Below are 23252 nucleotides of genomic sequence, written 5' to 3' on the forward strand. Positions count from 1 at the left end.
TGAGCTAATTACTCAACTCTTATTTACAGGTGTTTGTATTGAACAAAAGCTAAACTTAATTAAAGATAAACAATTAATTAGAAATTAATTAAATAAAAGCTTGAAGTTTATAGTTGACCCTCAAAAATATATCTCAACTTTCTGCAACAATCACCATGTACGAATATAAACCTAAACCTGATTATAGAAGATATCCCAAAGTTCCTCTAGAGAGAAGGATTGGTGCGTTTGCGATCGACTTTTTGAGCATTTGGTTTATTAGTTCTTTTTTTGCTTCTAATCTAATTTTTCAATGGATAGTATTTCTGCCTGCTTGGTTGATTATGCGAGTGGTAATTGTCGAGAAAAACCAGGGTCAAAGTCTGGGACGTTGGGCGTTCGATATTAAGATAATCGATCCACGCTTTAATCGTCTTCCCGATTTATTGGCTTTAGCTAAAAGAGAAATAATTCTTGGTTCAGCTGCCGCTTTGGCGATCGCTGGATTGCAAATTAACGTTCGCAATGGCTTATCCATGTTGTTGTTGTTAGCCCCTTTGGCAGTTGATTGTTCTCTAGCTTTACTAGACGAGACAAGTAACTTGGCTTTTCACGATCGCGTTGGCGAGACTTTTTTGGTACAAACAGAAAGAGGTTTTTCTCTGGACTTAAGACTCAAAAAAATATTTGGTCAAATTCAGCGCAGTATGCGAAAATAGTAAGCTGCGTGTCAATACGAGTAAACAGATAAATAATTTAATTCAAGAATTCAAGCGCAAAAATTATTATGGCAAGCAAAAAAGGCGTACGCATCATTGTTACTTTAGAATGCACTGAGTGTCGCACCAATACTGAAAAGAGGTCTCCTGGTGTATCGAGATACACTACCACCAAAAACCGTCGTAATACTACAGGTAGAATGGAATTGAAAAAATTCTGCACTCATTGTAATACTCATACTGTACATAAAGAAATTAAGTAACTTCTCAATTTAGAGCAACCGAAGAGCAAAAATTATGGCATATTATCGTAAACGTCTTTCCCCTATTAAGCCTAGCGCTCCTATCGACTACAAAGATCTTGAGCTGCTGCGTAAGTTTATCACCGAAAGAGGCAAAATTTTACCCCGTCGAATTACAGGATTGACCGCACAGCAACAAAGAGACTTAACCGTAGCGGTAAAAAGAGCTAGAGCGATCGCCTTATTACCTTTTGTAAATACAGAAGGTTAAACAAAAACCTATTTTTATGGTAGTGGTGGAGATAATCAGCCAGCGAAAAGTAAACTAAATAGTGTTGTAAGCGATCGAGTGCAAAACTGGTGGAACAAGGAAAGCTGATTGAATTCAGAGTGCAAGGAGAGCGTCGTCTTGCAGTTGCCGAACGACCAGAGGGAAAAAAGGATTGGATCGTAATCGATGCAGGGGGACAGTCACATAAGATACGTCCCCAAAGAGTTGATTACACGGTAGAGGGGGTATATCAACCTTCAGAAATCGCTGATTTTCTATTAGAGGTAGAATCGTATCTCGATCCCAGCAGTTTAGAAATAGCCTGGGAAATGCTAATTGAAGATGAGAATAGCACCGCCACCCCTCAACAAATGGCAGAACTGTTATTTTGCGCTCAAAGTCCCGTAGCCTGTTATGCGGCTCACTGTCTGCTAAGCCAAGATAAAATTTATTTTAAGCAAAAATCAGACTATTACGAACCTCGTTCTGCATCCCAGGTGGCAGAAATCCAGCATCAATTAGAGGTTCAGGCCCAAAAAGAACGAGAAAAATCAGAATTTATCGCTCATCTTCGGCAAGCTTTAGCAGGAGAAACGATTGAGTGGAGTGAAAGTGATCGCATTCGTTTAGAATCAATTGAAAAAGTTGCTCTTCAGACAAACAATGCTTCTAAAGTAGCCCAAGAAATACTGCATGAAGCAGGAAGAAATTTTGATGCTCAAGGAGCTTTTCAACTTCTAGTAGATATAAAATGGTGGAGTAAGCACGAAAATCTGTTTTTACGCCGTAGTTCTTATCCGACAAATTTCTCTAAAAAGGTGCTTGACGTGGTGCAACCTCGCCTTCAATCCGATCCTGCTGAGACAGGAGAAAACCGTCTAGATTTAACTCATCTCAAAGTTTCGACGATTGATGATGAAAGTACCACCGAAATTGATGATGGTCTAAGCATCGAATATTTAGATAATGGTACGGCTAAAATTTGGATTCACATTGCCGATCCGACTCGTTTAGTCAGCCCTGGAGATGAACTAGACTTAGAAGCTCGTCGTCGTAGCACTAGCCTTTATTTGCCCACGGGAATGGTGTCCATGTTTCCTTCAGAATTGGCAACAGGACCAATGAGCTTAGTACAGGGTCAAATATGCTCTGCTCTTAGTTTTGGAGTAATTCTCGATGAAGCAGGAGGAATTCAAGAATATGAGATTCATCCTAGTCTGATTAAGCCTACCTATCGTCTTACCTATGATGACGTTGACGAGATGTTGCAGTTAGGAGTACAAAACGAACCAGAAATTGCCGATTTAGCTCAAATTTCTTACTTAAGAAGAAACTGGCGTAAATCACAAGGTTCAATCCAGATTAAGATGCCTGAATCGGTAATTAAGGTGAAAGAAAACGAAGAAGTTACTATCGAACTAATTGATAGCTCTCCTTCTCGTCAGCTAGTTGCCGAAATGATGATCTTAGCGGGTCAAATTGGTGGAAAATATGGAAGCGAGCATAACTTACCTTTGCCTTATAGAGGTCAACCTCAACCAGAACTGCCCTCAGAAGAAGAATTACTCCAATTGCCTGCTGGGCCAACTCGTTTTTGTGCTTTACGTAGCTGTATGCCTCGTAGTGAAATGAGTATGTCTCCGATTCGCCACGCTAGCTTAGGTTTAGAAAGTTATGTACAGGTAACGTCTCCCATCCGTCGCTATACAGATTTGCTGGCGCATTTTCAAATTAAAGCTCATTTACAGGCAGAAAAATTACCATTTTCCCGTGAAGAACTCCAAGAGATTGTCTATAGCGTTAGTAATTCTTCTTATGAAGCAACCCTAGTCGAACGCCAAACTAATCGCTATTGGGGGCTAGAATACCTCAGACGTAATGCCGAGTGTGTTTGGGATGTACTGGTTTTACGCTGGTTAAGAGAAGATGAAAATTTAGGTTTGATTCTAATTGAAGATTTGGGAATGGAATTACCCCATCGTTTCGATCGCCCCGTAAGTTTAGGTGAGCGTATGGAAATGCAGGTAACTCGCTGTGATCCTCAACGGGATGAAGTGCGTTTTAGGGAAATAACCGAAGCCGAAGTCCAAGCAACAACAAGTTGAATAGATAAACGCTTGGATCTCCAAAATACAAGCCATTTTTGATTGTGACAAATTATAGTCAGCCCAAAATGGTCTTAATTGGTATGAGAATTTGTCAAGCAACTTGGACAAGCTATTGAAGCTATTTTGCCTAAATTTTATAGCCGAATAGATTCACCAAATACATTATTTGGTAGATGAAACCTGCTCTTTGCTAATCGCTACTCGATCGCCATCCTTGAGATAAGCTGCTCCTTTTACGACAAGACGATCGCCTGGCTGCAAACCTTCTACTACCTCTACTTTTTGACCTAAGAGTATTTCGCCCATCTTTACCGTCTGAGCTTTGACTGTATTGTCTGATTGTACGATAAAGGCGATCGCCGTGTTGCCCGACTGAGGTAACAGTGCCTTAATTGGTACAGCTTGTCCTTTGCTGGTATCAGTATTAACTGCTGCTTGCAAGAACATTCCAGGCTTGAGGTTAGTACCCTCTGGTAAGTCTACCTTTACTGTTGCTTGACGAGAACTATCGTCAATCAAAGGATCGATTTCTCTAACCTTGCTGGCAATTTCTAAATTACTGTTGCTATTTGAAGTAATTTGTACTTTTTGTCCTAGCTGAATTCTACTAATTAAGGTTTCTGGTATTTGTAGTTTCAATTCCAAACGTCCATCTTGAATAATGGTGAACAGCATTTGGGAAGTTGAGGTAATTTGTCCAACCTTAGCCTCACGAGAAGCAATAATACCCGCACGGGGAGCGGTAATACTAGTGTCTGCTAGCTGTGCCTCAATTGCCTGTAATTGACCCTGAGCTTGAGCTAGTTCTGCCTGAGCCTGAGCAATGGTTTGGGGGCGAGAACCCGCCTTTGCTTGAACTAGAACCTGTTCGGCTTCATTTAAATTTGCCTTTGCTCCTGCTAAATCTGATTTGGCTACTTGTTCTTGGTTGAGGACTTCATCGAGTCGATCGCGACTAATTGCCCCTTGTGCTTGCAAAGTTTGATTGCGTTCTACTCTTTTTTGCACTAGCTTTAGATCTGATTCTGCTTGAGCGATCGCCGAATGAGTATTGGCAACTCTGGCTTCTGCTTGAGCAATCTCTTCGATACGGCTGCCCGCCTGTAGCTCATCCAACCTAGCTTGAGCCTGATTAACTGCTCCCTCTGCCTGTATTTTTTCGGCACTTAAAACTCTGTTGCTTAATTTAGCCAGCATTTGTCCTTGATTGACATAATCGCCACGTTCTACTACTATATCGGTAATTTGTAATCCTGCTGCTTGGGACATCACAGGCGTTTTTTCATATGCTGTGACTGTTCCAGAGACATTCAAGGTACTGTTAATATCTGTGTTTGTTACTTCCGTAACTGTTACTGTCTGGGCAGGTGCAGTATTATTAACTGTAGTTAATTCTGATTCTCTGGGGTTAGCTGCTGTCTGGGGAGAAAATATCCGAGTTGCTCCCAAAGTCAGTAAAATGCCCAAGCCGATTCCAATCGACAAGCCTTGTTTACCTAAAAATGACGCTGATTTTGAGTTAGAAGTATGGTCTAAAGACAATTCTTTTGTCAGGCTCGGCTGTGACGACTCAACCAATTTGTTAGCTGTTAAAAGTACTGGCTGCGGTTCAAATTCGTCAGCTGTATAATCTAACAGGTAAAATCGATCTTCAATTTCTGTAATGTATACTGCCTTTTTAAGAATCAAGCCTGACTTGACCGATGGACATACCAAGTTGGGAAAATTTTGCTCGGCGCAGGCATTTTCTAAAGCGATACTGTCGAAATTGCTAAATAGTTTATCAATCACCTCGCTATCTCGGGCCAAGTCGAATTCTTCTGGTTTATGATTTAGATCGGGTTTGGAGTTCACGATTTTTATAAAAATTCTAGTTAGTTTAATAAATTTAATTGGTAAATTGTGGCAATTTAGTTGATAATTGCGCAAAATTTAGTCAAAAGCAACGGACTGGTTAAACAATTAAAATAAAATTGGAAATTTTTGTTAAATAAAGAGTTAGAAGTGTCACAGGCAAAATAGTAAATGCTAATCTATTAAGACGAAGTAAGCTTTTGCCTGTCTAAAATTGAGTTGAGAAAAATCAAAATTTTGATGTTCACTCAGAATTTTTAAACACTGATTCTCTGTTATTGTGACGGCAGTTATTAAGCTATTTAAAGTTTTTTTTCTCATGTCTCATCATTTGCTTCTTCGTTGTTCCGATTAAAAGTCCTTTTTAGCCGATCGCGGGAGTCGGAACTATGGAATCATTACCCAATTGCACCAGCGCCAACTTTGAACAGGCTGCTTTAGCCAAATTCCGTTCATTAGTAAGCTTTCTACCCCAAGATAGCAAAATTTTTCGCGAACCATGGGGTCGTTCGACGGTTTTATGCCTAGATTTTGAAAATTGTCCGCATTTGTTTGACGTAGACCAAGAGCAAGATCGTCTAATATCTCAAGCGATCGCCAGGTTAGGTTTAGCCAACTCGATGACATTTCGCATTGGCAGCAAAACTATCGGCTGGAAGCAAGTTAAACCATAATTGTCAGCAGGCTAAGCAATAATTTGACAGCATAGATCTGAGCAAATCGTTATTAACCATAGCTCAGCGTAAATTCCCAATTGATAATGTAATTTGAGCGATTACAGACTACGATTAATATGCAGCTTTAAGCATATGATATGTAATCAGCAGTTGAGTTAAAGCTAGAGGATAACTTTGTAGAGTTTCTCCTGTAGTCCCCGTTACTTTTCCTAATTCTTGATTTCCTTCTAGACTACAAAATTGACCTAGGTAAGGTACTTCGTTACACATCATTTTTTCTAGTTCTCTTACTTGTTCTAAATTTGCATGTCCGTCTATTTCTAAAATGTCTACAGGTTTGCCCATATCGCGACTCAAGCCCAAACGGATAGCTGCCCCTAAATGATTTCCTTCTGCGTTAAGAATGGTATTTAACTCTGGATGGGGAATTGTGGGACGCAAAATTAAATTGGCATTGAGTAACAGGTTGTCGCCATTGAGATCGGTTTCGTCGGGAGGATAAAAAGACACAATCATATCTGCCCATTGGCGTTGAGGACGAATAAAAGCTTCTGAATCTGGCTCTCTTTGACGTAGCTGATCTAACACCTGTGATTTGTCATAACCTCTTTTACGAGTGTCGCGTCTTACCTTCCAGGCTGCACGTAAAGATTCTGGAGGAGCTAGATAAGTTTTAACATCATAACTGTTGCGCATTTGAGAGGTAGAGTATCCTAGCAAACCTTCTACAATGACGTATTTACGAGGTTCGATATATTCTGGAGGGTCAAAAGCACCTGTGCTGTGATTGTAAATAGGCTTGAGAATTGCTTGCCCTGCTCGCAGCAAAGCTAGATGCTGTTCAATAATGTCTAAATAATTACAGTCGGGATGAAGTGCTGAAATTCCCATTTTTGCTCTCTGGGCGCGGTCATAACGATGATAATCATCGGTACAGATGATGGTGACATTATCTGTCCCCAATATCTGAGCAATTCCCTTGGTTAAAGTAGTTTTACCTGCTGCACTGTCACCAACTATGCCAAGAATAATATTTTTTTCGTTCATGCATTTCTCCTTCCAGGGAATTATCGCTCAAACATAGGATATATCGAAAGAGTAACAGTTGTAAAACCTAATATTTCTCAAATGCAAAGCTAAACATCAAAAAAGAGACGCAGCAGTTTAGTTGAGCTTTACGTCTCTAAAATAAATTTAATTATTGAAATAATAAAATTAGCGAAATAGGTAAGCGATCGCCACTAACAAAACATTAGCTAAATAAAACACTCCTACAACCTGAGTTTCACTCCAGCCACTTAGCTCGAAGTGATGATGAATAGGAGCCATTTTAAATAGGCGTTTTCCTGTACCGTCGGCTGCTTTTGTCGCCTTGAAGTAACTAACCTGAGCAATGACGGAAAGAGATTCGACAAAAAAAACGCCACTGATTAGGAACAATGCCCAAAGATTCTCGCTACTAAGTCCAACTGCTGCCAACGCACCACCCAAAGCTAGAGAACCAGTATCTCCCATAAATACTACGGCGGGGTTACGATTATGAACTAAAAACCCTAGACAGCCACCACTAAGACAAGCGCAAAAAATAGCTAAATCGGGGCGATCTCGTCCCAGAATTGCCCCTAGTCCCAAGAAGGCGATCGCTCCTGTTCCCGCAGCCAATCCATCGACTCCATCTGTTAAGTTAGTGGCGTTGCTTTCGGCAGTTAGCACAAATATCGCCAACGGTAAAAAAAGCCACCCCAAGGACAAGGTTAATCCCCCTGGAAGATTAACGTTAGTGATAGAAGCAGATTCGTGCCACCAGAGCCAAAGCGCAAAAAATACGCCAAATGCTACCTGTAGCGTTAGCTTCATGCGGGGAGAGATTCCCTTATTAGACTTACGGCGTAATACCTGCCAGTCATCAATCCAGCCAATTAAGCCATAACTTAAAGTCATCAGGCATACGGCAATCAGTTCTGGCGAGATAGCTGTTGAGAGTCCAGCGAAATTGACCCATAACAAAGATAAAATTACTGCTGCTGGAACAAAAAAAATCCCACCCATCGTGGGAGTTCCAGCTTTTTTTAAATGAGCTTGAGGGCCATCTTCCTGAACAACCTGACCCGTCTTGAGCCTAGTCAAAATGGGGACGATCGCTATACCCAACAAGGCGCTAATTAAAGTACAGGTTAGCAAAGGAAACAACAGCAGTCCGAATCGATTAATTGAAATAGAGGTATATTCAAAAGCGATCGCGCTTAAAGTTAAAATGCAGCTCAGAGCAATCAGTAAAATTTTACCTGAAGGATCGATTAATTTCTTTGTAGAAAATGACTTAACATTCACAATTAAATTACGTCAGATTATTGAAAAGATTACTCGTTAAGAATGAGCGATTGTCAGAACTACTAGCTGAATCAGCAGAGAAAAAGCTTGGTTTATTTGCTTTTCCCTGTCAATATTTGTGGGACTTAATTAATCGTCAGTATCATCAATAAAGTCGTCATCCTCACCGTCCATTAATACATCTAAATCATCTTCAGCTTTAACTTTTTCGGTTTCTATGGTTTCACGAGGAATCAAACGATTATTCGCTTTTAACCAATCTAAAAGCGAAGCTTCTTGTTTTAAAGGAATTACGATTGCTGGTTCGTAACGAGGTTCCTGAACCAAAGCAGGGTTTTTATTTTCCATAATTTAAACTCGTCTTTTTGACTGTACCTATAACGATCTTATCTGCTAAAACAAAATTAACCTATAGCAATTTTAAATTTGCGGTCTGTCACTCTGTATTAACACTGTGTACCAATATAGTCTAGCTTATGCAATTTACTGTAACTTTTATCAAGATTTTAGATAGTATATTTTTAAGACCGATTCATATTTTTGCAACACATATCTAAATGCCTAGTTCAATAAATTTAATTTTCACCAAAAACTAGAATTTAAGTCTAGCTGATTTGATTTTGCCAGCCACAAAATTCGACTGATATCGTCAAAGAGTTAGTAGATAGTTTGATGCATTGCTATCAAAACGCAAATACTAAGCTAATATACTGCCTAGTATTCAACATAATTAGCAATTAAAGCAATCGTCTGATTCCTAGTAAACAAGTTGGTGTCAATGGTAGCCTGACACGCAAAAGTATACAATATACGTCTTAACTATCAGCCATGCTGAAATACTTAAATGTTCACATTGATGTTGACTAAAGACGACTATTAGCGGTTCGGTTTTTGCTAAAATTACGATTTTGCCATACGAGTTTTTTATCAATTTTAATTTAGTTGCCAGATCATATTTTTGTCTTAGAGGCTATCTGCTTATGACCGAAAAAGAAGAAAATCCCATAGTTGAACTCTTAAAAACCATAGTATCGGCGGCTATTTTGGCATTTGGGATTCGTGCCTGTGTTGCAGAAGCTCGTTACATTCCATCTGAGTCTATGCTTCCGACGCTAGAAATTGACGATCGCTTAATCATTGAGAAAATTAGCTATCGCTTCCGTAAGCCAGAAAGAGGAGATGTCGTAGTTTTTTCTCCTACAGACACTTTGAAAGAAGAAGATTACAAAGAAGCTTTTATTAAAAGAGTCATCGGCATACCAGGAGACATTGTAGAGGTCAAAAATAATAGTGTATACGTCAATAATCAAAAGCTGACTGAAAAATACATTCTCAATCCTCCTAATTATGATTACGGTCCAGTTAAAGTACCTGAAGGCGAATACTTGGTTTTAGGTGACAATCGCAATAACAGCTATGATTCTCATTACTGGGGATTTGTTCCCCTAGAAAATCTTATTGGTCGCGCCGCATTTCGCTTTTGGCCGCCTGAGCGATTAGGTTCTCTCGATCCTCAGCCTCTTTATCCTGAACAGAAAAAATCAAATCCAGCTTTGTAGTCGAATCTAGACTCAAGCTGATAAATATAAATGCTCCTGCTATCTTTAATAATTTAATTAAACGCAGGAGTAATTCACCAAAAATCAGCTTAATCAATGGAACATACTGCTAACAGAACTTGCTTCATGAATACGCCAAATTGCTTCGCCTAAAAGGCTGGCAACTGAAAGTACTGTCAACTGCTCAAACTTTTTAGATTCTGGAATCGGAATTGTATTCGTAACAATGACTTCTTTAAAAATGCCCTCAGACAATCGAGAAACGGCAGGGTTAGAAAAAACAGCATGAGTAGCACAGGCATAAATGTCTTTGGCACCTTCTTTGCGCAACAGTTTGCCTCCTGCGGATAAAGTACCTGCGGTATCGATCATGTCATCTACTAAAACTGCGGTTTTGCCTGCAACATCACCGATGACGTTCATCACTTCAGCCACATTATGAGCTTGGCGACGTTTATCAATAATTGCTAAGGGAGCATCATTAAGTTTTTTGGCAAATGCCCTAGCCCTTGCCACACCTCCAACATCAGGAGAAACCACCACCAAATCATTAAGATTCTTAGCTGATAAATACTGTAAAATAGCGGGAGAGCCGTAAACATGATCGGTAGGAATATCAAAATATCCTTGAATCTGTGCCGAGTGTAAATCCATGGCTAAAACTCGACTCGCTCCAGCTTCTGTTAGCAAGTTGGCTACCAGTTTGGCAGTAATAGATTCACGACCAGCGGTTTTGCGATCTGCTCTGGCATAGCCATAATAAGGAATTACAGGAGTAATTTGTCGGGCTGATGCTCGACGACAAGCATCAATCATAATCATTAACTCCATGAGATTGTCGTTTCCTGGGTTACAACAGGGCTGAAGCAAATAGACATCCGCTCCGCGAATGGATTCTTGAATTTGAACGTAAAGTTCTCCATCAGCAAACCGTTTGCGTATCATTGGACCCAAGTCCATTCCTATATAGCGGGCTACCTCTTTGGCAAGAGGAATATTAGCAGAACCAGAAAACAATCTAAGACGATTGGAGTCTGATAAGAAGGGAGTCTGCTCCATCGACTGAGGCATTAAGGTAGTACTATGGGTCACGGCAAATATATTTAACTTAATTCAGGGCAATATTATCAATACTAGGACTCTTAATATTTGTTGTAGTTTGGGCAGTTAAAATATCAGTGCTCCTAGTTGAACCTAAAAATAAAAGTAAAGCTTGCAAAAGTTTAGCTTTATTTAAGATTCATGAACGTCATTTTGTTTATTCTTATACTAAATCTTTATGGTTACATTGTATTTTTTTTGAGGATGTATAGCATCAGTACATCTTACTACGATGAATAATACCCCGCCCTAAACCGACGGACTTACTTTTGCAGGAGCTTTAGACGCTAGATGATTACGCCCTCGATCGCAGACTCGGTGTTATTGCTTCAAGAAGTCCTGTTTTTTCAATTTTACTAAGCATTTCTCTTCAATAATATTGGTATTGTAGAACAGTAAGTATAAAAAAAGACTAAAGAAAGCTATTTAAACCTCAAATTATGACAGCATTATTGATAGCAGGTACTGATACAGATGTCGGTAAAACTTTCATTACGATCGCTTTAACTACATATTGGCAAAAATATCGTTTAAATCAAAATAGTAACGTTCAAGATATTTTAAGCATATTTAAGCTAATTCAGACTGGCACTGGAGATGTTGAGTTGTATCACAGTCTATTTGACGATGCTAAAGGGATAGAAATAATTGCTCCGTTACGTTTTGATGCTCCTGTCGCTCCACCCGTCGCTGCTGCCAAGGAAGGAAAAATCATCGAATTAGGTTCCCTCTGGCAAAAATATAGTGCTGCTATACAAAAATCAGACTTAATAATTTTAGAATCTTTAGGTGGTTTAGGCTCTCCCGTAACAAATGAATTAATTGTAGGGAATATTGCAGCAGACTGGCGTTTACCTACGGTATTGGTTGTTCCTGTTAAGCTAGGTGCGATCGCCAATGCTGTGGCTAACGTTGCTCTGGCGCGTAGCCTTAATATTGATTTACGGGGAATTATTCTTAACTGTTCTCAACCCGAAGCGGAGGGGAGAATAGAAGATTTAACTCCGAGCGATCTGATTGAGTCTTTGACACAAGTAACAATTATTGGCACTTTGCCTTACATTAAAGACTTGGCAAATAGGGATAATCTGGCTCGAACGGTTGCTAACTGGGATCTAGAGTTGGTTTTTCCCAAGCCAAAAGTTCATTCTAGAAATACGAAGCTCGGGATTTGAGGAACACTTTAGCTCGGCTGAAGCAATGCAACTTTTGTTCCTCTATCCCTTTAATTAGTTAGTTAATAAAATTAAATCTACCAACTAGATTTAACTACACCAGGAAGCAATCCTTCATGCGCCCATTCTCTAAGAACGTTACGAGATAAACCAAAATCGCGGTAATAACCTCTGGGTCTACCTGTTAACATACAACGATTGCGCTGGCGAGTAGAAGAGCTATCTCTAGGTAATCTTTGGATTTGACGGCTAATTTCCAGCTTTTGCGCCGCAGAAGTAGCTGTACGCAGGCTTTCTTTTAATTCTGCTCTTTTATCAGCGTATTTTTCAATTAAGTGAGCGCGTTTCTTTTCACGCTCTACCATCGCTTTCTTTGCCATAAAAATTTATTGATTTTAATGTGAACACACAGTTTCCTAGTATAACTCGAACTTGAAGTGGATGTATAATTCTTCAACAGCTTAGATTATTTTCCATTTAAAGCAAACAATCTACATGAAGCTAGTTGAAAATAAGTCATAAGTTCTTTCGAGTAAGATAGCTGAAAATACTCAAATACTTATTTATTAATAATTATGAGGATTAGCTCTCATTTTCCAATTAAATTTAATATTCGCAAAATTTACTTGATAATTTAGTTTATGATCGCACGCTGGTAGATAATCATGAAACAGCCAGAACAATGTTTAAATATGGAAGATATTAGACATGAAATTGATACATTAGACCGACAAATAATTGCTGCACTCGGACAGAGATTTGAATATGTCAAAGCCGCAGCTAATTTTAAATCAGATGTAGCAGCAGTAAAAGCGTCGGAAAGATTTAAAACAATGTTAGAGCAAAGAAGAAAATGGGCAGAAATAGAAAACCTAAACCCTGATGTAATCGAAAAAATCTATAAAGATTTAGTGGAATATTTTATCCATGAAGAATTGAAAGAATGGAAAAATGATAATCAATAAAAGAAAGTAAGCTGCAAGCTATTACCAGAGGTAAACTAATTAAGAATTATTAATTCAAGTATTCTTTTGCTGATGGACAGAGATGAACTAGCTGGCAAACATCGCATTGAGGCTTACGGGCTTTACAGACTGCTCTACCGTGATAAATAGTACGGAGCGAATAATTTTCCCATTCTGGCTGGGGTAGTAATGCCATCAAATCCCGTTCAATCTGGATTGGCTGATCGGACTTAGTTAATTTCCAGCGGTTAGAGAGGCGTTTAACGTGGGTATCTACCGTAACTCCTTGAATGTTGCCAAAGGTGTGAGCCGAGACAACATTGGCAGTTTTACGGGCGACTCCTGGCAATTTTAAAAGCTGTTCCATTTCGCTAGGAACTTCGCCATCAAACTGGGTAACGATCATCTGGCAAGCACCCTGAATATTTTTGGCTTTATTGCGATAAAAACCTGTCGAACGAATTAGAGTTTCTAATCGATCGCGATCGCACCCTGCCAAGCTAGCAGCATCAGGTAACTCAGCAAATAGGGTCGGTGTGACTTTATTGACCCGTTCATCGGTGCATTGCGCTGAAAGGATAGTTGCCACCAACAGTTGTACAGGAGTTTCATAGTTTAGGCTACAGGTAGCCTCGGGGTAAAGTTTTGTTAGCAAGGTAAAAATATCGAGCGATCGCTGTTTTAAAATTTTACTAGGCGATCGCTTTCTTTTGGTAGTCTTCTGAGTGGATTTTTGAGAAGCACTATTTGGCATTTAGCTATTGAAATAGATTTTGGAAAAACGCCAAGTTGATTGTATCTCGGACAATAATGAACACGCCCAAACTAAGCAGTAAAACTAAACCAGTCTGCATAATGCCATCCTGTAGCCTGCTGGGTAAAGGTTTTCCTGTAACTCCTTCAACAGTCAAAAAAGCTAGCTGACCGCCATCTAAAGCAGGTAACGGTAAGATATTAATGATTGCCAAATTAATACTAATTAAAGCTCCAAATTGAAACAAGTTGCCCAAGTCATTGCGAGCCAGCTCTGCACCTACAGCGACAATTGCTACTGGCCCTGCCACCTGTTTAGCATTCTCCTGAAAATTGCTAATTAGCTGCCAAAAACCTTTAACAGTTAGCTGAACAATTCTTTGAAATTCATTTGCCCCTGTGGAAAAAGCTTCAACAATATTTACTGCGCGACGGCGCACAATATCTCCATTTGGGGCAAGCATTACGCCGATTTTTCCTTTGCCATCTTGACCGACATCTGGCTCTACATCAAGGGTGACAATTTCAGCGTTGCGTTTAATCGTCAGTCCTAAAGTTTGGTTGGGAGATTTTTGAATTGCTTGACGCAAGTTTTCTAAAGCATCAGCCGAGTCTCCTAATTCCAGATCGTCTATTTTTAAAATAATGTCACCAGGTTTAACTCCCGCCTGAGCAGCGGCAGATTCGTCTGCACTTAATAGCTGGGGAACTAATACCCCTGGCCGGTAGTTAATATCTTGAAACCCTATAGTAGCCGCTTGACCGACTAAAAGAAAGTAAGCAAAAATCAAGTTAGCAATTACGCCAGCACTAATAACAATCGCTCGATCTAGTACGGGGCGATTGCGCAGTAAATTGGGATCGTCGGCAGGGATAGTACTGTCAGGGTCGTCATCGGGAAAGCCTACGTAACCTCCAAGCGGAATTGCTCTAATAGCGTATTCTGTCTCTGAACCTTGATATTTTAAAAGAGTTGGACCAAACCCGATCGAGAAACGGTTTACTCTGATTTTTTGTAACCGCGCTGCTGCAAAATGACCAAACTCATGAACTACGATTAATAGGAGTACGACTGAAATCGCCGCTAGTACTGACATATTTTAAAAATATTACTTTTATTAGTGTTTTGTACGATTTACTATTTTAGAACATTCTTTTACCTATCTTGATACTGTAGGGGGTTGTAGCATGATTGATAATTTAATTTGGCAACAAAATAGCAGCGAGCCAAACAATAGAGATAACTTAGATGCGATCGCTCAGTGGTGGTCGAATTTAGCTGGAAAAGAGGTTGCTTGGCAACAGCGTTTAATTGCCGCCAGTGGAGACTTACAAGACATCAATTGGCAACCACAGAAGTTCGACGAAAAGTTGGTTTTGCAAACACCACAGCTTAGAGGTATTACGATCTATTGGTGCAACGATCAAACTACAGACGAGCGCAATATTACCCCCAGTAAACTGCAATTAAACTTAACTAAACAACAGCTATATGTTTTTCCTCAATCTCAATCTCAGGTAATAATTAGGATTAGTTTGCCTGAAAGTGTATATCAAAAGCTTAATTTGTTGAATCCGCAAATAGCAGCAACGCTCAAAGACAACGGCGCAATGATTCTACTACGGGATGAGGCGCAAAAATTAGAAATAAGAGTAACCTTGAATAGTGCAAGATTGAAGCAGTTGCTCGATCGCCTTAGCAACACAGACAACTAAATGAATTGTTAATTGATGACAACTAATGTAATGAACGATTTTTGGGATCGAGTCCTTGACTTTTGTGTGCAAACTACCGCCACAATTAGCGATCGCCTGATGCAGGACTTTGGTAAAATCCAGGCAAACGCGAAAGAAGACGGCAGCTTAGTTACCCAAGCCGATCGATGGTCAGATCGGCAAATTAGAGAGGCGATCGCGCTTACTTTCCCCCACCATGGCGTGTTAACGGAAGAAACAGTTCATATCTTTCCTGACAATGATTGGTGCTGGATTATCGATCCCATAGATGGTACAACTAACTTTGCCCGTGGTGTTCCTCTATGGGCAATATCTTTGGGACTGCTTTACAAGGGAATACCTGTATTTGGCTTTGTTTATGTCCCGCCCATAAAACAGACATTTCACGGCTACTGGTATGGCGAATCAGGACTGTCTGGCTACAAAGGTGCATATCTCAACGGTCAAGCAATACATACTAGTCGAGAATATCCTAACGGTACTCAATTGTTTAATCTTTGCGCTCGTAGTAAAGCTATCTTGAAACAGCCCTTTCCCTGTAAGGTAAGAATGCTCGGAGTGGCTAGCTACAACTTACTTTTAGTCGCAGCAGGGGTAGCTATTGGCGGTGTAGAAGCTACCCCGAAGATTTGGGATATAGCTGCCGTATGGGTCATTATTAAGGCTGCTGGGGGTGATTTTGTATTTATAGATGACAAATCTAGATTTCCGCTAGAGCCTGGACAAGATTACAGCCAAGTTTCTCTTCCTAGTTTGGGCATCTGTCGGAGTGAATTAATACCGAAATTTAAACCATTAGTAGAGTGCGTTTTACCTGCTTCAAAATAGCGTTTAATTTTTATTAGTTTGTCAGAGAACATTGCATTTCCTGATGGGTGTAGATCAATTGAACTTAGCAATGAATTTTATCGTCTAGCTTGCTGCTTATTTGTCAGTCATTTCTGAATTAAACTCGTTGAAAGAACGGCGTTTTAAAAGTTGAGATTCAGAACGTGGCAGCAGATCGAAAACTTCTCGCAGCGCGTCATCAATCTCTTCATAGGGGACTTGTCCTTTACCGTCATAAACTACTTTTCCTTGTTGATCGAGGATTACTGTTTCGGGTACAACACCGCCGTAATAATAAGCTGGTTCTTGGGGAGAATATTGTTCTTTATTTACAAAAGAATCAACGCTAACAGGAATAATACTGGCTGCTCGATCATAAAATTGTTGAAGACGGGTGACTATAATCGAAAACTGTTTACAATCACTGCTGTCATCAACATAAAATACTAAAATAGCTGGTTTTTTTCGCTTTAAAGAGGTGGCCAGATCCATGCGAGGAGGAATTAAAGAACCATTACCTCCATACAAGATAAAAATATTACCATCATAGCGATCGTTGTTGATAGCTGCTAATGCTGGAGTCCAGCCAGCCAAGATACTAATTATTAAGATTAACCAACAAACAGCCAACCTAGCCAAAGACAGACGTAATTGTCGTAATTGTGGTTTCTCTGGACACACCAGAGCGAAAAGATTTTTATATTCTAAAAGTAAAGATTTTAGCAACCTGATTAAAATCATTCTTGAGATAAATTTATTTGATTATTAAAAAAAACTTGACTACTAATTTGCCGAATCCAAGTTCGTGCAAAAGTAAAATTTTAGATCATTTCAAGTTTATCTTTCTTTGGTCAACCAATTTTAGAGAATTAGATTATTGGGCAGTACTGATGTACAAAAGTCGATTTTAGCGATCGCTTAGCTATGAATAAAAATTATCACCCACAAAAGCAAATTGCGGTCGAACTGATCGCCTACGGTAGTCGAGAATATCAGCAAGCTTGTCAACTGCGGTACGAACTATTTTTTGCCGAACATGGTTTGCCTTGGGATGTTGTTCTAGATGAACACCATGCCGAGTATTTTCATGCAGCTATCTTGATTCAAGACTACGTAGTTGCTTACGGTCAACTAGTACCTCATAGCAGTCAAATCTACCAAATCTGCCAGATGGTAGTTAAACCGAATTATCAAGGTCAAAATTTAGGCAGACAAATACTTTTTACTCTGATTAAAATAGCTAAACAAGAAAAAGCGATCGCTATAACCCTTAATGCCCGACTCACCGCCGTTGGATTCTATCAAAATTTAGGCTTTCAAACCTGTGGCGCACAATTTCCCTCGACCACTACAGGAGTTATTCATATTCAGATGAACAAAAAATTGTAATTAACGCTAATTTCTGAGTCAATTTAGCCCGTTTGAGGCACTCGTTCTATTTGTGCGTAACCACTAAATAACAACATTTCTCCTTGTGTTTGCAAGCGATTGAGACGTAACTTTACCCCATCGAGATTAAATCGGTCTAAATCAACCATTTCGTTGAGAATTTCTCCTAGAGCGAGAGTCAAATCCTGGGAAATATTTTGTAACTCAGGGCAAATATCATCCGGCTCAAACTGAACCTCTTCAAACTTTACTCTTTTTCGCTTGCCAATACTCAAAATACAGCTCAAGCTGACAGGAACAACAGTCTCTTTCCAACTGGCTTTGGCTAGCAATTTCACTTTATTTTCGGGCAAGAGTTGCACTTCAACATCTGTAAAAGAAACAGGTTCACCACCAGATATCTCAGTTAAGCCATCAGGAGTTAGATCTTCCAAACGTTTTCTAACTAAATCCGCTTCAAAAGATTTGTTGATATCAGCTTGAGATAATTTTACTTGAGCGATCGCCTGAGTTGGCTGCTTGAGAGCTATTTTGCCTTGAACTGCTGAACCAAAATCTATTGCCACCGAGTCAGTTTCAAAAGACATTTCTTCAGTGCGAAACTGCTTACGAATTACTAGACCGCGACCACTCATTTTAAAGCTGTCGATTGTTCCCTGGAGTAGCTTGCTAGACGGGTTACATTTAACCGATACTTCTACTGACTCACTACGAGTAAATAAGTGCCGGATTGTATTGCTTGCGACAGTATTGATGAGATTTTCGCCCCAATCTCCGCCTTGTTTATTACCAAATCCAACAAATCCACCAAACATAAAGCTATAGGTTGAGTTACTCTTACCTTGTAACAAATTATTAAGAAGACAGCAATTAAGATTGTAGCTCATTAATGGCTAAAACCCAGTCTGCTATGAGAGTATTTACTTCTTCTGGAGATTCATCATGGGGACAATGACCAGCTTCGAGATAATATTCTTTTAATTGAGGATAGTACTGGCGAAATTTTGTCCCTTTTTCCCTAGCATTAATCCAAGGATCTTTTTCTCCCCACAAAAGCAGTAGAGGACATTCCATCTTCTTTAATAACACATCTACTTTTTCTCCTTGAGAAGTTTTGAACACGGCATTAAATACCTCTGCTGCTCCGCGATCGCAGGAAGGACGGTAGATATCTTCAACCAATTGCTCGGTTACAGCACTGGGATCGAAATAAACATTATTCAAAGTCTTACGAATTATAGAGCGACGGCGGACATATTGGAATAATAAAAAACTTGCCCACGGCTGCAAAAGGACTGAACGCAATAACTTTTGGAGCGAATTTGCCGAAGATTGCTGTTGTGAATTTTCTTCTGTACCAGAAAAAGGCCCTGCACTATTAAGTAGAATTAAACCCATCGTCGATTGGGGATATTCTGCTGCTACACATAAAGAAGCATAACCACCAAGAGAATTCCCTGCCAATACTGTAGGCTGCTTGATCACCTCCGTAATAAAATCATGTAGTTGTTCTTGCCAAAGGTTACCGCTATATTCTTGTTTTGGCTTGGCTGAACGTCCAAATCCTAATAAGTCGATCGCCCAAACCTGAAACTGTTCTTGTAACTGGAAAATATTTTTACGCCAATGATCGGTAGACGCGCCAAAACCATGTACTAATAGTAAAGGTGGTTTCTTAGATGGTTCTCCAGCACAGACATAATAAATAGAGTTGCCTCGCCATTGCCAGTAAGTACCTGGAAAAGATTGCATGGTTGGTGGATAAATTGTCGGCATTTTAAATTTAAAATATTCTATTATTAACTTGTGTTAACTTCTTTATTGTACAGTTTTGTCTGATTGAGGGTGTTCTCAAAAAACAATTTTAATCATGACTGAGTTATTAATAAGGTTGATAAAGTTAAGAAAATTAATAGGTTTGACTAATATAAAGTGTAGTTCAAGTTTTTTTGGGCTTAAATTAAAATAGAACTGTAAAAAACTCTGCCAATATGGGCTGCAATTACCTAATGGCGATGGCTTAAAGTTTAGGTAATTAAAAAAATCCTCAAAAAACTACATGAGGAATTGTTCAACAAAAAAAAGAAATTTTAAAGGAGAAATAGTTGTGTCCCTGGGAACTTCTGTAATAGATAAAAGTTCAACTTCAACTGTGCGCAAGCACGCACCGCGCTATAAAGTTTTACTCCATAATGACGATTTCAACTCAATGGAGTATGTAGTTCAGGTTTTAATGGAGACTGTCAGCGGTATGACTCAGCCTCAAGCAGTTAATATTATGATGGAAACTCACAATAGCGGAGTTGGTTTAGTTATTACCTGTGCATTAGAACACGCTGAATTTTATTCCGAAACTCTGTGTAATCATGGCTTGACCAGCACCATTGAGCCTGACGAATAATTAAGCTTTGATAATGTTATGGTTAGGCTTGTTAACCATAGATAATTAATTGCCGTATACTTCGAGATTTAAAAAAATATCCCAATTCTCAACACCAATAAGATTAATCATCTTTATTGGTGCTTTATCCTGTTTATGGCTACCCCTAGCAATGCCAATTTACTGGCTACTACGCGAAGATAGTAATTTAGTTAGTATTTTAACTATGACATTGCTGTTTGGAGAATTGCTGGTTTTGTGGCGATTTTGGGGCAGGTTGGTATATGGTGAAACGCATATTTTTGCTCACTATGGTTTAGTTAGCAATACTAAAAATGGTCGAGAATTTCTTCAAGGTTTAGCGATTGGCTTTTGGCTGTGCCTGGCTTTATTTATTTTAGAAGTACTTGTAGGGTGGATAGAAGTTGTTACACCTTCAGTTAATCTGATTAAAATTACTGTCGAAGGCTTTTTCAGTGCAGTGGGAATCAGCTTAGCAGAAGAATTGTTGTTTCGTGGCTGGTTACTTGATGAGCTACAGCGAGATTACGAGCAAAAAATTTGTCTTTGGGTTAGTGCGATCGCTTATGCCATAGCTCATTTTTTCAAGCCGATTGAGGAGATAATTCGCACTGCGGTAACTTTTCCCGCTTTAGTTTTGCTGGGAATAGCTTTGGTATTAGCTAAATATCGGCATGGCGATCGCTTGGGCATCTGTATTGGTATTCATGCAGGGTTAGTTTGGGGCTACTACATTGTTAATGTTGGTCGGTTGGTTGAATATACTAATCGAGTTCCAGTCTGGGTTACGGGAATTGATGCTAATCCAATCGCTGGGTTAATGGGACTGTTTTTTTTATCGGGTTTAACTTTGGGGGTAATATCCAGGGATCAATGTAAATAGGTATCGCGATTGTTCTATTGCAGGGAGATTGTGTTTGGGTTAGTGCGATCGCTTGGGGATATTATTATCAAAAACTCACTAACAACACATACCAACAACTTCATCCTCCATCCACATCGATTTTTAGACTATTTTCCTGCCTCAATTGCTCGTAAGGCAGCCTTAATCAACTGAAAATAAGGCTCTTTAGTTACATTAACTTCTTGAGCTTCGTCTCTGGTTTTACCCAACAAGCCTGTGCGATCGCCTTGACTAACCGCTAAAATTTTGCCGCGATCGTTTCTAATCCGCAATTCTTTAACTGTTTTACTGCATACATAAATTCTCCCACTATAGGTAAACACCGCTTTTTGGACATTACCATTTTCAATTTTTTTATTCAAAACAATAATATTGTTGTTTGGTTGTGATTGAGGCAGTTTAACCCCGACTAACTCTAATTCAATATTAGTATTGCCCTGCCAGTGATTCTCTTGCAACTTGTAAGCAATGTCTAAACATTCGGGTAACGGACAGTATTCGCCCCATCGCCAAGCTACGGCTTTAATTTGAGTTGAAGAATCGGGTTCTTGTAAAGTTAACTTTAAATGACTTTGAGTTTTACCGATCGCTCTTTGCTCGACAACTTTAACATTGGGTGTCCAGAACACAGGGGTGCTATTGCCAATACCCCAAGGCTGCAAGCTTTCAATTTGTTGATAAAGTTCAAAATCAACCTGTCCTAAGCTAGCTTGAGCGTCTATTTTTACCAGTGGTTTAAGGTGTTCCACTTCCAGGCACATATAAGCAAACTCACTTAGTCTTTGTTTCACCTGTTCTAAATTATCGGCGGCAAAACTAAAGCCACCCGCTGCGCGATGTCCGCCAAATTTGCCTAATAAATCGCTGCAATAGTTAAGAGCATCAAATACGTTAAACTCATCAATACTTCTAGCAGATCCGCGAATCATTCGAGGAGATGTTGGCGCATCTGCTTCTACTGGCTCATGATCTTCATAAGTACCAATAAACACAGGGACACCATAACGTTCCACTAATCGCGATGCGACTATACCAATCACGCCATGATGCCAGCCTGCTGCTACTACTACCAAAACTCGATCACGCTGCCAAGAAATCGGTGTAGATTCAACTAGAGCGATCGCTTCTTTTTCAATTTGCTCACATAGTTGACGACGATGCTGATTGATTTGTTCGCACTGCATCGCCCTCATCTTGGCTACTTCAGGATCGTCGGTAGTTAGTAGCTCAATGACCATTTGTGGATCGCCAATTCGCCCTACAGCATTAATTCTAGGCCCTAAGCGAAAGCCAATATCATCGGGTTTGAGCTGTTTTTGCGCTTCATCTACTCCCGCTACCTGCATTAATGCTTGAATACCCAGTAATTGTGAATTAGGCAAGGCTCGTAAACCACGCTTGAGCCAACGGCGATTAACCCCCACTAAGGGGGCAAGATCGGCGATTGTTCCCAGGGTAAACAGTTCCATAATGGGGTTAGTTAAACCCTTTAATTTGCCTAGGCTTTGAGCAGTAGCGATCGCTAAAATATAGGCTACTCCTACCCCTGCTAATCCTTTGTAGGGAGAACTATCTGGTAATAGCTTGGGATTAAGAATGGCATCGGCGGGAGGGAGTTTTTCTGGCAAGTCGTGATGATCGGTGATAATTACGCTTAAGCCTAACTCGATTGCCCTGGCAACAGGTTCATAAGCAGAAATACCGTTATCTACCGTGAGAATCAAACCGACACCGTTTTCGGCAAATTCTTCAACGATTCGATTATTAATACCGTAACCGTCTTTCATGCGGCTGGGAATAGCATAATCTACCTTTGCTCCCAAATGTTTTAAGGCGCGTAACAGTAATGCAGTACTAGTCATGCCATCAGCATCATAGTCTCCACAGATGGCAATTTGTTCTTCATCAGCGATCGCATTCTTGATTAGCTCAACGCTTGCCTCTAAATCCACAAACTCCACCAAGGGAGAAGGCAAATCCTGAGATTCTGGCTCAATGTAGGTGTGAGCTTCGTCAGCTGTAGCTATATCGCGATTAATTATTACCTGCGCTACCAAGGGCAATAAGCCAGTAGAAACGCTTAACTCCTGAGCTTTGTCGGGTTGAGGCGTGGCAATGTGCCATCTTTGGTTTGGCAAACGTTGACGAAGAGGATAATCTTGATAGGCTTGGCGATCGCTCATTACGAGAATTTAAAGATTTACAGGGGCAACCAAAAGTATAGCAAGATTAGCTCTCAGCCTTTAAAACAGTTTAATC

At 39.8% G+C, this 23252-nt stretch carries 25 protein-coding genes; 13 read left to right on the forward strand and 12 right to left on the reverse strand.

What is annotated here, in order from left to right; translation table 11 throughout:
* Positions 1-155: 155 nt before the first annotated feature.
* The 4 genes from V6C71_21265 (at position 156) to V6C71_21280 (ending at position 3316) form a co-directional block, all read left to right on the forward strand.
* Complete coding sequence (locus V6C71_21265; protein ID HEY9770989.1) at positions 156-698, forward strand: RDD family protein; 543 nt, start codon at positions 156-158, stop codon at positions 696-698.
* 68 nt (positions 699-766) lie between these two features.
* Complete coding sequence (rpmG, locus tag V6C71_21270) at positions 767-961, forward strand: 50S ribosomal protein L33 (GenBank protein HEY9770990.1); 195 nt, start codon at positions 767-769, stop codon at positions 959-961.
* A gap of 34 nt (positions 962-995) precedes the next feature.
* A complete protein-coding gene (gene rpsR / locus V6C71_21275) occupies positions 996-1211 on the forward strand; it encodes a 30S ribosomal protein S18 (protein HEY9770991.1) in 216 nt (71 codons plus the stop codon).
* Positions 1212-1300: 89 nt separating this feature from the next.
* Positions 1301-3316 (forward strand): ribonuclease R family protein, encoded by a 2016-nt coding sequence (locus tag V6C71_21280; protein ID HEY9770992.1) that lies wholly within the window; start codon positions 1301-1303, stop codon positions 3314-3316.
* Positions 3317-3481: 165 nt separating this feature from the next.
* Here the strand turns inward: V6C71_21280 and V6C71_21285 are convergent, their stop codons facing one another.
* The gene (locus V6C71_21285) at positions 3482-5173 is read right to left on the reverse strand and encodes an efflux RND transporter periplasmic adaptor subunit (protein HEY9770993.1); all 1692 of its coding nucleotides are present in this window, start codon (positions 5171-5173) and stop codon (positions 3482-3484) included.
* Positions 5174-5562: 389 nt separating this feature from the next.
* On the opposite strand from V6C71_21285, the gene V6C71_21290 reads away from it, so the two are divergent.
* The gene (locus V6C71_21290; GenBank protein ID HEY9770994.1) at positions 5563-5847 is read left to right on the forward strand and encodes a hypothetical protein; all 285 of its coding nucleotides are present in this window, start codon (positions 5563-5565) and stop codon (positions 5845-5847) included.
* A 114-nt stretch (positions 5848-5961) separates the two neighbouring features.
* Here V6C71_21290 and V6C71_21295 read toward each other — a convergent pair whose 3' ends face one another.
* From V6C71_21295 to V6C71_21305, 3 genes are all read right to left on the reverse strand, one after another.
* Positions 5962-6897, reverse strand: coding sequence for a phosphoribulokinase (locus tag V6C71_21295; GenBank protein ID HEY9770995.1), 936 nt, complete (start codon positions 6895-6897; stop codon positions 5962-5964).
* 168 nt (positions 6898-7065) lie between these two features.
* Positions 7066-8181, reverse strand: coding sequence for a phospho-N-acetylmuramoyl-pentapeptide-transferase (mraY, locus tag V6C71_21300; GenBank protein ID HEY9770996.1), 1116 nt, complete (start codon positions 8179-8181; stop codon positions 7066-7068).
* A gap of 129 nt (positions 8182-8310) precedes the next feature.
* Complete coding sequence (locus V6C71_21305) at positions 8311-8529, reverse strand: DUF3134 domain-containing protein (protein HEY9770997.1); 219 nt, start codon at positions 8527-8529, stop codon at positions 8311-8313.
* Between the two features lie 632 nt (positions 8530-9161).
* Here V6C71_21305 and lepB point away from each other — a divergent pair.
* Entirely contained in the window at positions 9162-9740 is a 579-nt protein-coding gene (gene lepB, locus V6C71_21310; GenBank protein HEY9770998.1) for a signal peptidase I, read from the forward strand.
* A 93-nt stretch (positions 9741-9833) separates the two neighbouring features.
* On the opposite strand, the gene V6C71_21315 is transcribed toward lepB, so the two are convergent.
* Positions 9834-10832 (reverse strand): ribose-phosphate pyrophosphokinase, encoded by a 999-nt coding sequence (locus V6C71_21315; protein ID HEY9770999.1) that lies wholly within the window; start codon positions 10830-10832, stop codon positions 9834-9836.
* 449 nt (positions 10833-11281) lie between these two features.
* Between V6C71_21315 and bioD the strand changes: the two genes are divergently transcribed.
* Complete coding sequence (gene bioD / locus V6C71_21320) at positions 11282-12016, forward strand: dethiobiotin synthase (protein HEY9771000.1); 735 nt, start codon at positions 11282-11284, stop codon at positions 12014-12016.
* Positions 12017-12093: 77 nt separating this feature from the next.
* On the opposite strand, the gene rpsN is transcribed toward bioD, so the two are convergent.
* The gene (gene rpsN, locus V6C71_21325) at positions 12094-12396 is read right to left on the reverse strand and encodes a 30S ribosomal protein S14 (GenBank protein ID HEY9771001.1); all 303 of its coding nucleotides are present in this window, start codon (positions 12394-12396) and stop codon (positions 12094-12096) included.
* 285 nt (positions 12397-12681) lie between these two features.
* Between rpsN and V6C71_21330 the strand changes: the two genes are divergently transcribed.
* Positions 12682-12981: an isochorismate lyase gene (locus tag V6C71_21330; GenBank protein HEY9771002.1), complete on the forward strand. Its 300-nt coding sequence runs from the start codon at positions 12682-12684 to the stop codon at positions 12979-12981.
* A 49-nt stretch (positions 12982-13030) separates the two neighbouring features.
* Here V6C71_21330 and nth read toward each other — a convergent pair whose 3' ends face one another.
* Together nth and rseP are read right to left on the reverse strand one after the other, a co-directional pair.
* Positions 13031-13735: an endonuclease III gene (gene nth, locus V6C71_21335; protein ID HEY9771003.1), complete on the reverse strand. Its 705-nt coding sequence runs from the start codon at positions 13733-13735 to the stop codon at positions 13031-13033.
* 4 nt (positions 13736-13739) lie between these two features.
* Positions 13740-14831 (reverse strand): RIP metalloprotease RseP, encoded by a 1092-nt coding sequence (rseP, locus tag V6C71_21340; GenBank protein HEY9771004.1) that lies wholly within the window; start codon positions 14829-14831, stop codon positions 13740-13742.
* A gap of 91 nt (positions 14832-14922) precedes the next feature.
* Between rseP and V6C71_21345 the strand changes: the two genes are divergently transcribed.
* A complete protein-coding gene (locus tag V6C71_21345; GenBank protein HEY9771005.1) occupies positions 14923-15450 on the forward strand; it encodes a hypothetical protein in 528 nt (175 codons plus the stop codon).
* A 30-nt stretch (positions 15451-15480) separates the two neighbouring features.
* Positions 15481-16299 (forward strand): inositol monophosphatase family protein, encoded by an 819-nt coding sequence (locus V6C71_21350; protein ID HEY9771006.1) that lies wholly within the window; start codon positions 15481-15483, stop codon positions 16297-16299.
* Positions 16300-16395: 96 nt separating this feature from the next.
* Here V6C71_21350 and V6C71_21355 read toward each other — a convergent pair whose 3' ends face one another.
* Complete coding sequence (locus V6C71_21355) at positions 16396-17040, reverse strand: thylakoid membrane photosystem I accumulation factor (protein ID HEY9771007.1); 645 nt, start codon at positions 17038-17040, stop codon at positions 16396-16398.
* Positions 17041-17223: 183 nt separating this feature from the next.
* Between V6C71_21355 and V6C71_21360 the strand changes: the two genes are divergently transcribed.
* Entirely contained in the window at positions 17224-17688 is a 465-nt protein-coding gene (locus tag V6C71_21360; GenBank protein HEY9771008.1) for a GNAT family N-acetyltransferase, read from the forward strand.
* 23 nt (positions 17689-17711) lie between these two features.
* Here V6C71_21360 and V6C71_21365 read toward each other — a convergent pair whose 3' ends face one another.
* Together V6C71_21365 and V6C71_21370 are read right to left on the reverse strand one after the other, a co-directional pair.
* Complete coding sequence (locus V6C71_21365) at positions 17712-18503, reverse strand: DUF2993 domain-containing protein (protein HEY9771009.1); 792 nt, start codon at positions 18501-18503, stop codon at positions 17712-17714.
* Between the two features lie 55 nt (positions 18504-18558).
* Positions 18559-19440 (reverse strand): alpha/beta fold hydrolase, encoded by an 882-nt coding sequence (locus V6C71_21370; GenBank protein ID HEY9771010.1) that lies wholly within the window; start codon positions 19438-19440, stop codon positions 18559-18561.
* 361 nt (positions 19441-19801) lie between these two features.
* Here V6C71_21370 and clpS point away from each other — a divergent pair, with 361 nt between their 5' ends.
* Together clpS and V6C71_21380 are read left to right on the forward strand one after the other, a co-directional pair.
* Positions 19802-20089: an ATP-dependent Clp protease adapter ClpS gene (gene clpS / locus V6C71_21375; GenBank protein ID HEY9771011.1), complete on the forward strand. Its 288-nt coding sequence runs from the start codon at positions 19802-19804 to the stop codon at positions 20087-20089.
* A gap of 205 nt (positions 20090-20294) precedes the next feature.
* Positions 20295-20972 (forward strand): CPBP family intramembrane glutamic endopeptidase, encoded by a 678-nt coding sequence (locus tag V6C71_21380; GenBank protein ID HEY9771012.1) that lies wholly within the window; start codon positions 20295-20297, stop codon positions 20970-20972.
* 128 nt (positions 20973-21100) lie between these two features.
* Here V6C71_21380 and recJ read toward each other — a convergent pair whose 3' ends face one another.
* Positions 21101-23176: a single-stranded-DNA-specific exonuclease RecJ gene (gene recJ, locus V6C71_21385; GenBank protein HEY9771013.1), complete on the reverse strand. Its 2076-nt coding sequence runs from the start codon at positions 23174-23176 to the stop codon at positions 21101-21103.
* Positions 23177-23252: the final 76 nt, after the last annotated feature.

Source organism: Coleofasciculaceae cyanobacterium (genome assembly GCA_036703275.1).
Classification (GTDB): domain Bacteria; phylum Cyanobacteriota; class Cyanobacteriia; order Cyanobacteriales; family Xenococcaceae; genus Waterburya.

Bases quoted from the DNA above. Each gene is read 5' to 3' on its own strand.
- V6C71_21370 (HEY9771010.1), bottom strand. From the start codon at position 19,440: ATGCAATCTTTTCCAGGTACTTACTGGCAATGGCGAGGCAACTCTATT.
- nth (HEY9771003.1), bottom strand. From the start codon at position 13,735: ATGCCAAATAGTGCTTCTCAAAAATCCACTCAGAAGACTACCAAAAGA.
- V6C71_21355 (HEY9771007.1), bottom strand. From the start codon at position 17,040: ATGATTTTAATCAGGTTGCTAAAATCTTTACTTTTAGAATATAAAAAT.
- V6C71_21290 (HEY9770994.1), top strand. From the start codon at position 5,563: ATGGAATCATTACCCAATTGCACCAGCGCCAACTTTGAACAGGCTGCT.
- V6C71_21345 (HEY9771005.1), top strand. From the start codon at position 14,923: ATGATTGATAATTTAATTTGGCAACAAAATAGCAGCGAGCCAAACAAT.
- V6C71_21265 (HEY9770989.1), top strand. From the start codon at position 156: ATGTACGAATATAAACCTAAACCTGATTATAGAAGATATCCCAAAGTT.
- rpsR (HEY9770991.1), top strand. From the start codon at position 996: ATGGCATATTATCGTAAACGTCTTTCCCCTATTAAGCCTAGCGCTCCT.
- V6C71_21295 (HEY9770995.1), bottom strand. From the start codon at position 6,897: ATGAACGAAAAAAATATTATTCTTGGCATAGTTGGTGACAGTGCAGCA.
- lepB (HEY9770998.1), top strand. From the start codon at position 9,162: ATGACCGAAAAAGAAGAAAATCCCATAGTTGAACTCTTAAAAACCATA.
- recJ (HEY9771013.1), bottom strand. From the start codon at position 23,176: ATGAGCGATCGCCAAGCCTATCAAGATTATCCTCTTCGTCAACGTTTG.
- V6C71_21365 (HEY9771009.1), bottom strand. From the start codon at position 18,503: ATGTTTGGTGGATTTGTTGGATTTGGTAATAAACAAGGCGGAGATTGG.
- V6C71_21380 (HEY9771012.1), top strand. From the start codon at position 20,295: ATGACATTGCTGTTTGGAGAATTGCTGGTTTTGTGGCGATTTTGGGGC.
- V6C71_21330 (HEY9771002.1), top strand. From the start codon at position 12,682: ATGAAACAGCCAGAACAATGTTTAAATATGGAAGATATTAGACATGAA.
- rseP (HEY9771004.1), bottom strand. From the start codon at position 14,831: ATGTCAGTACTAGCGGCGATTTCAGTCGTACTCCTATTAATCGTAGTT.
- V6C71_21305 (HEY9770997.1), bottom strand. From the start codon at position 8,529: ATGGAAAATAAAAACCCTGCTTTGGTTCAGGAACCTCGTTACGAACCA.
- V6C71_21360 (HEY9771008.1), top strand. From the start codon at position 17,224: ATGAATAAAAATTATCACCCACAAAAGCAAATTGCGGTCGAACTGATC.
- rpmG (HEY9770990.1), top strand. From the start codon at position 767: ATGGCAAGCAAAAAAGGCGTACGCATCATTGTTACTTTAGAATGCACT.
- bioD (HEY9771000.1), top strand. From the start codon at position 11,282: ATGACAGCATTATTGATAGCAGGTACTGATACAGATGTCGGTAAAACT.
- V6C71_21350 (HEY9771006.1), top strand. From the start codon at position 15,481: ATGAACGATTTTTGGGATCGAGTCCTTGACTTTTGTGTGCAAACTACC.
- rpsN (HEY9771001.1), bottom strand. From the start codon at position 12,396: ATGGCAAAGAAAGCGATGGTAGAGCGTGAAAAGAAACGCGCTCACTTA.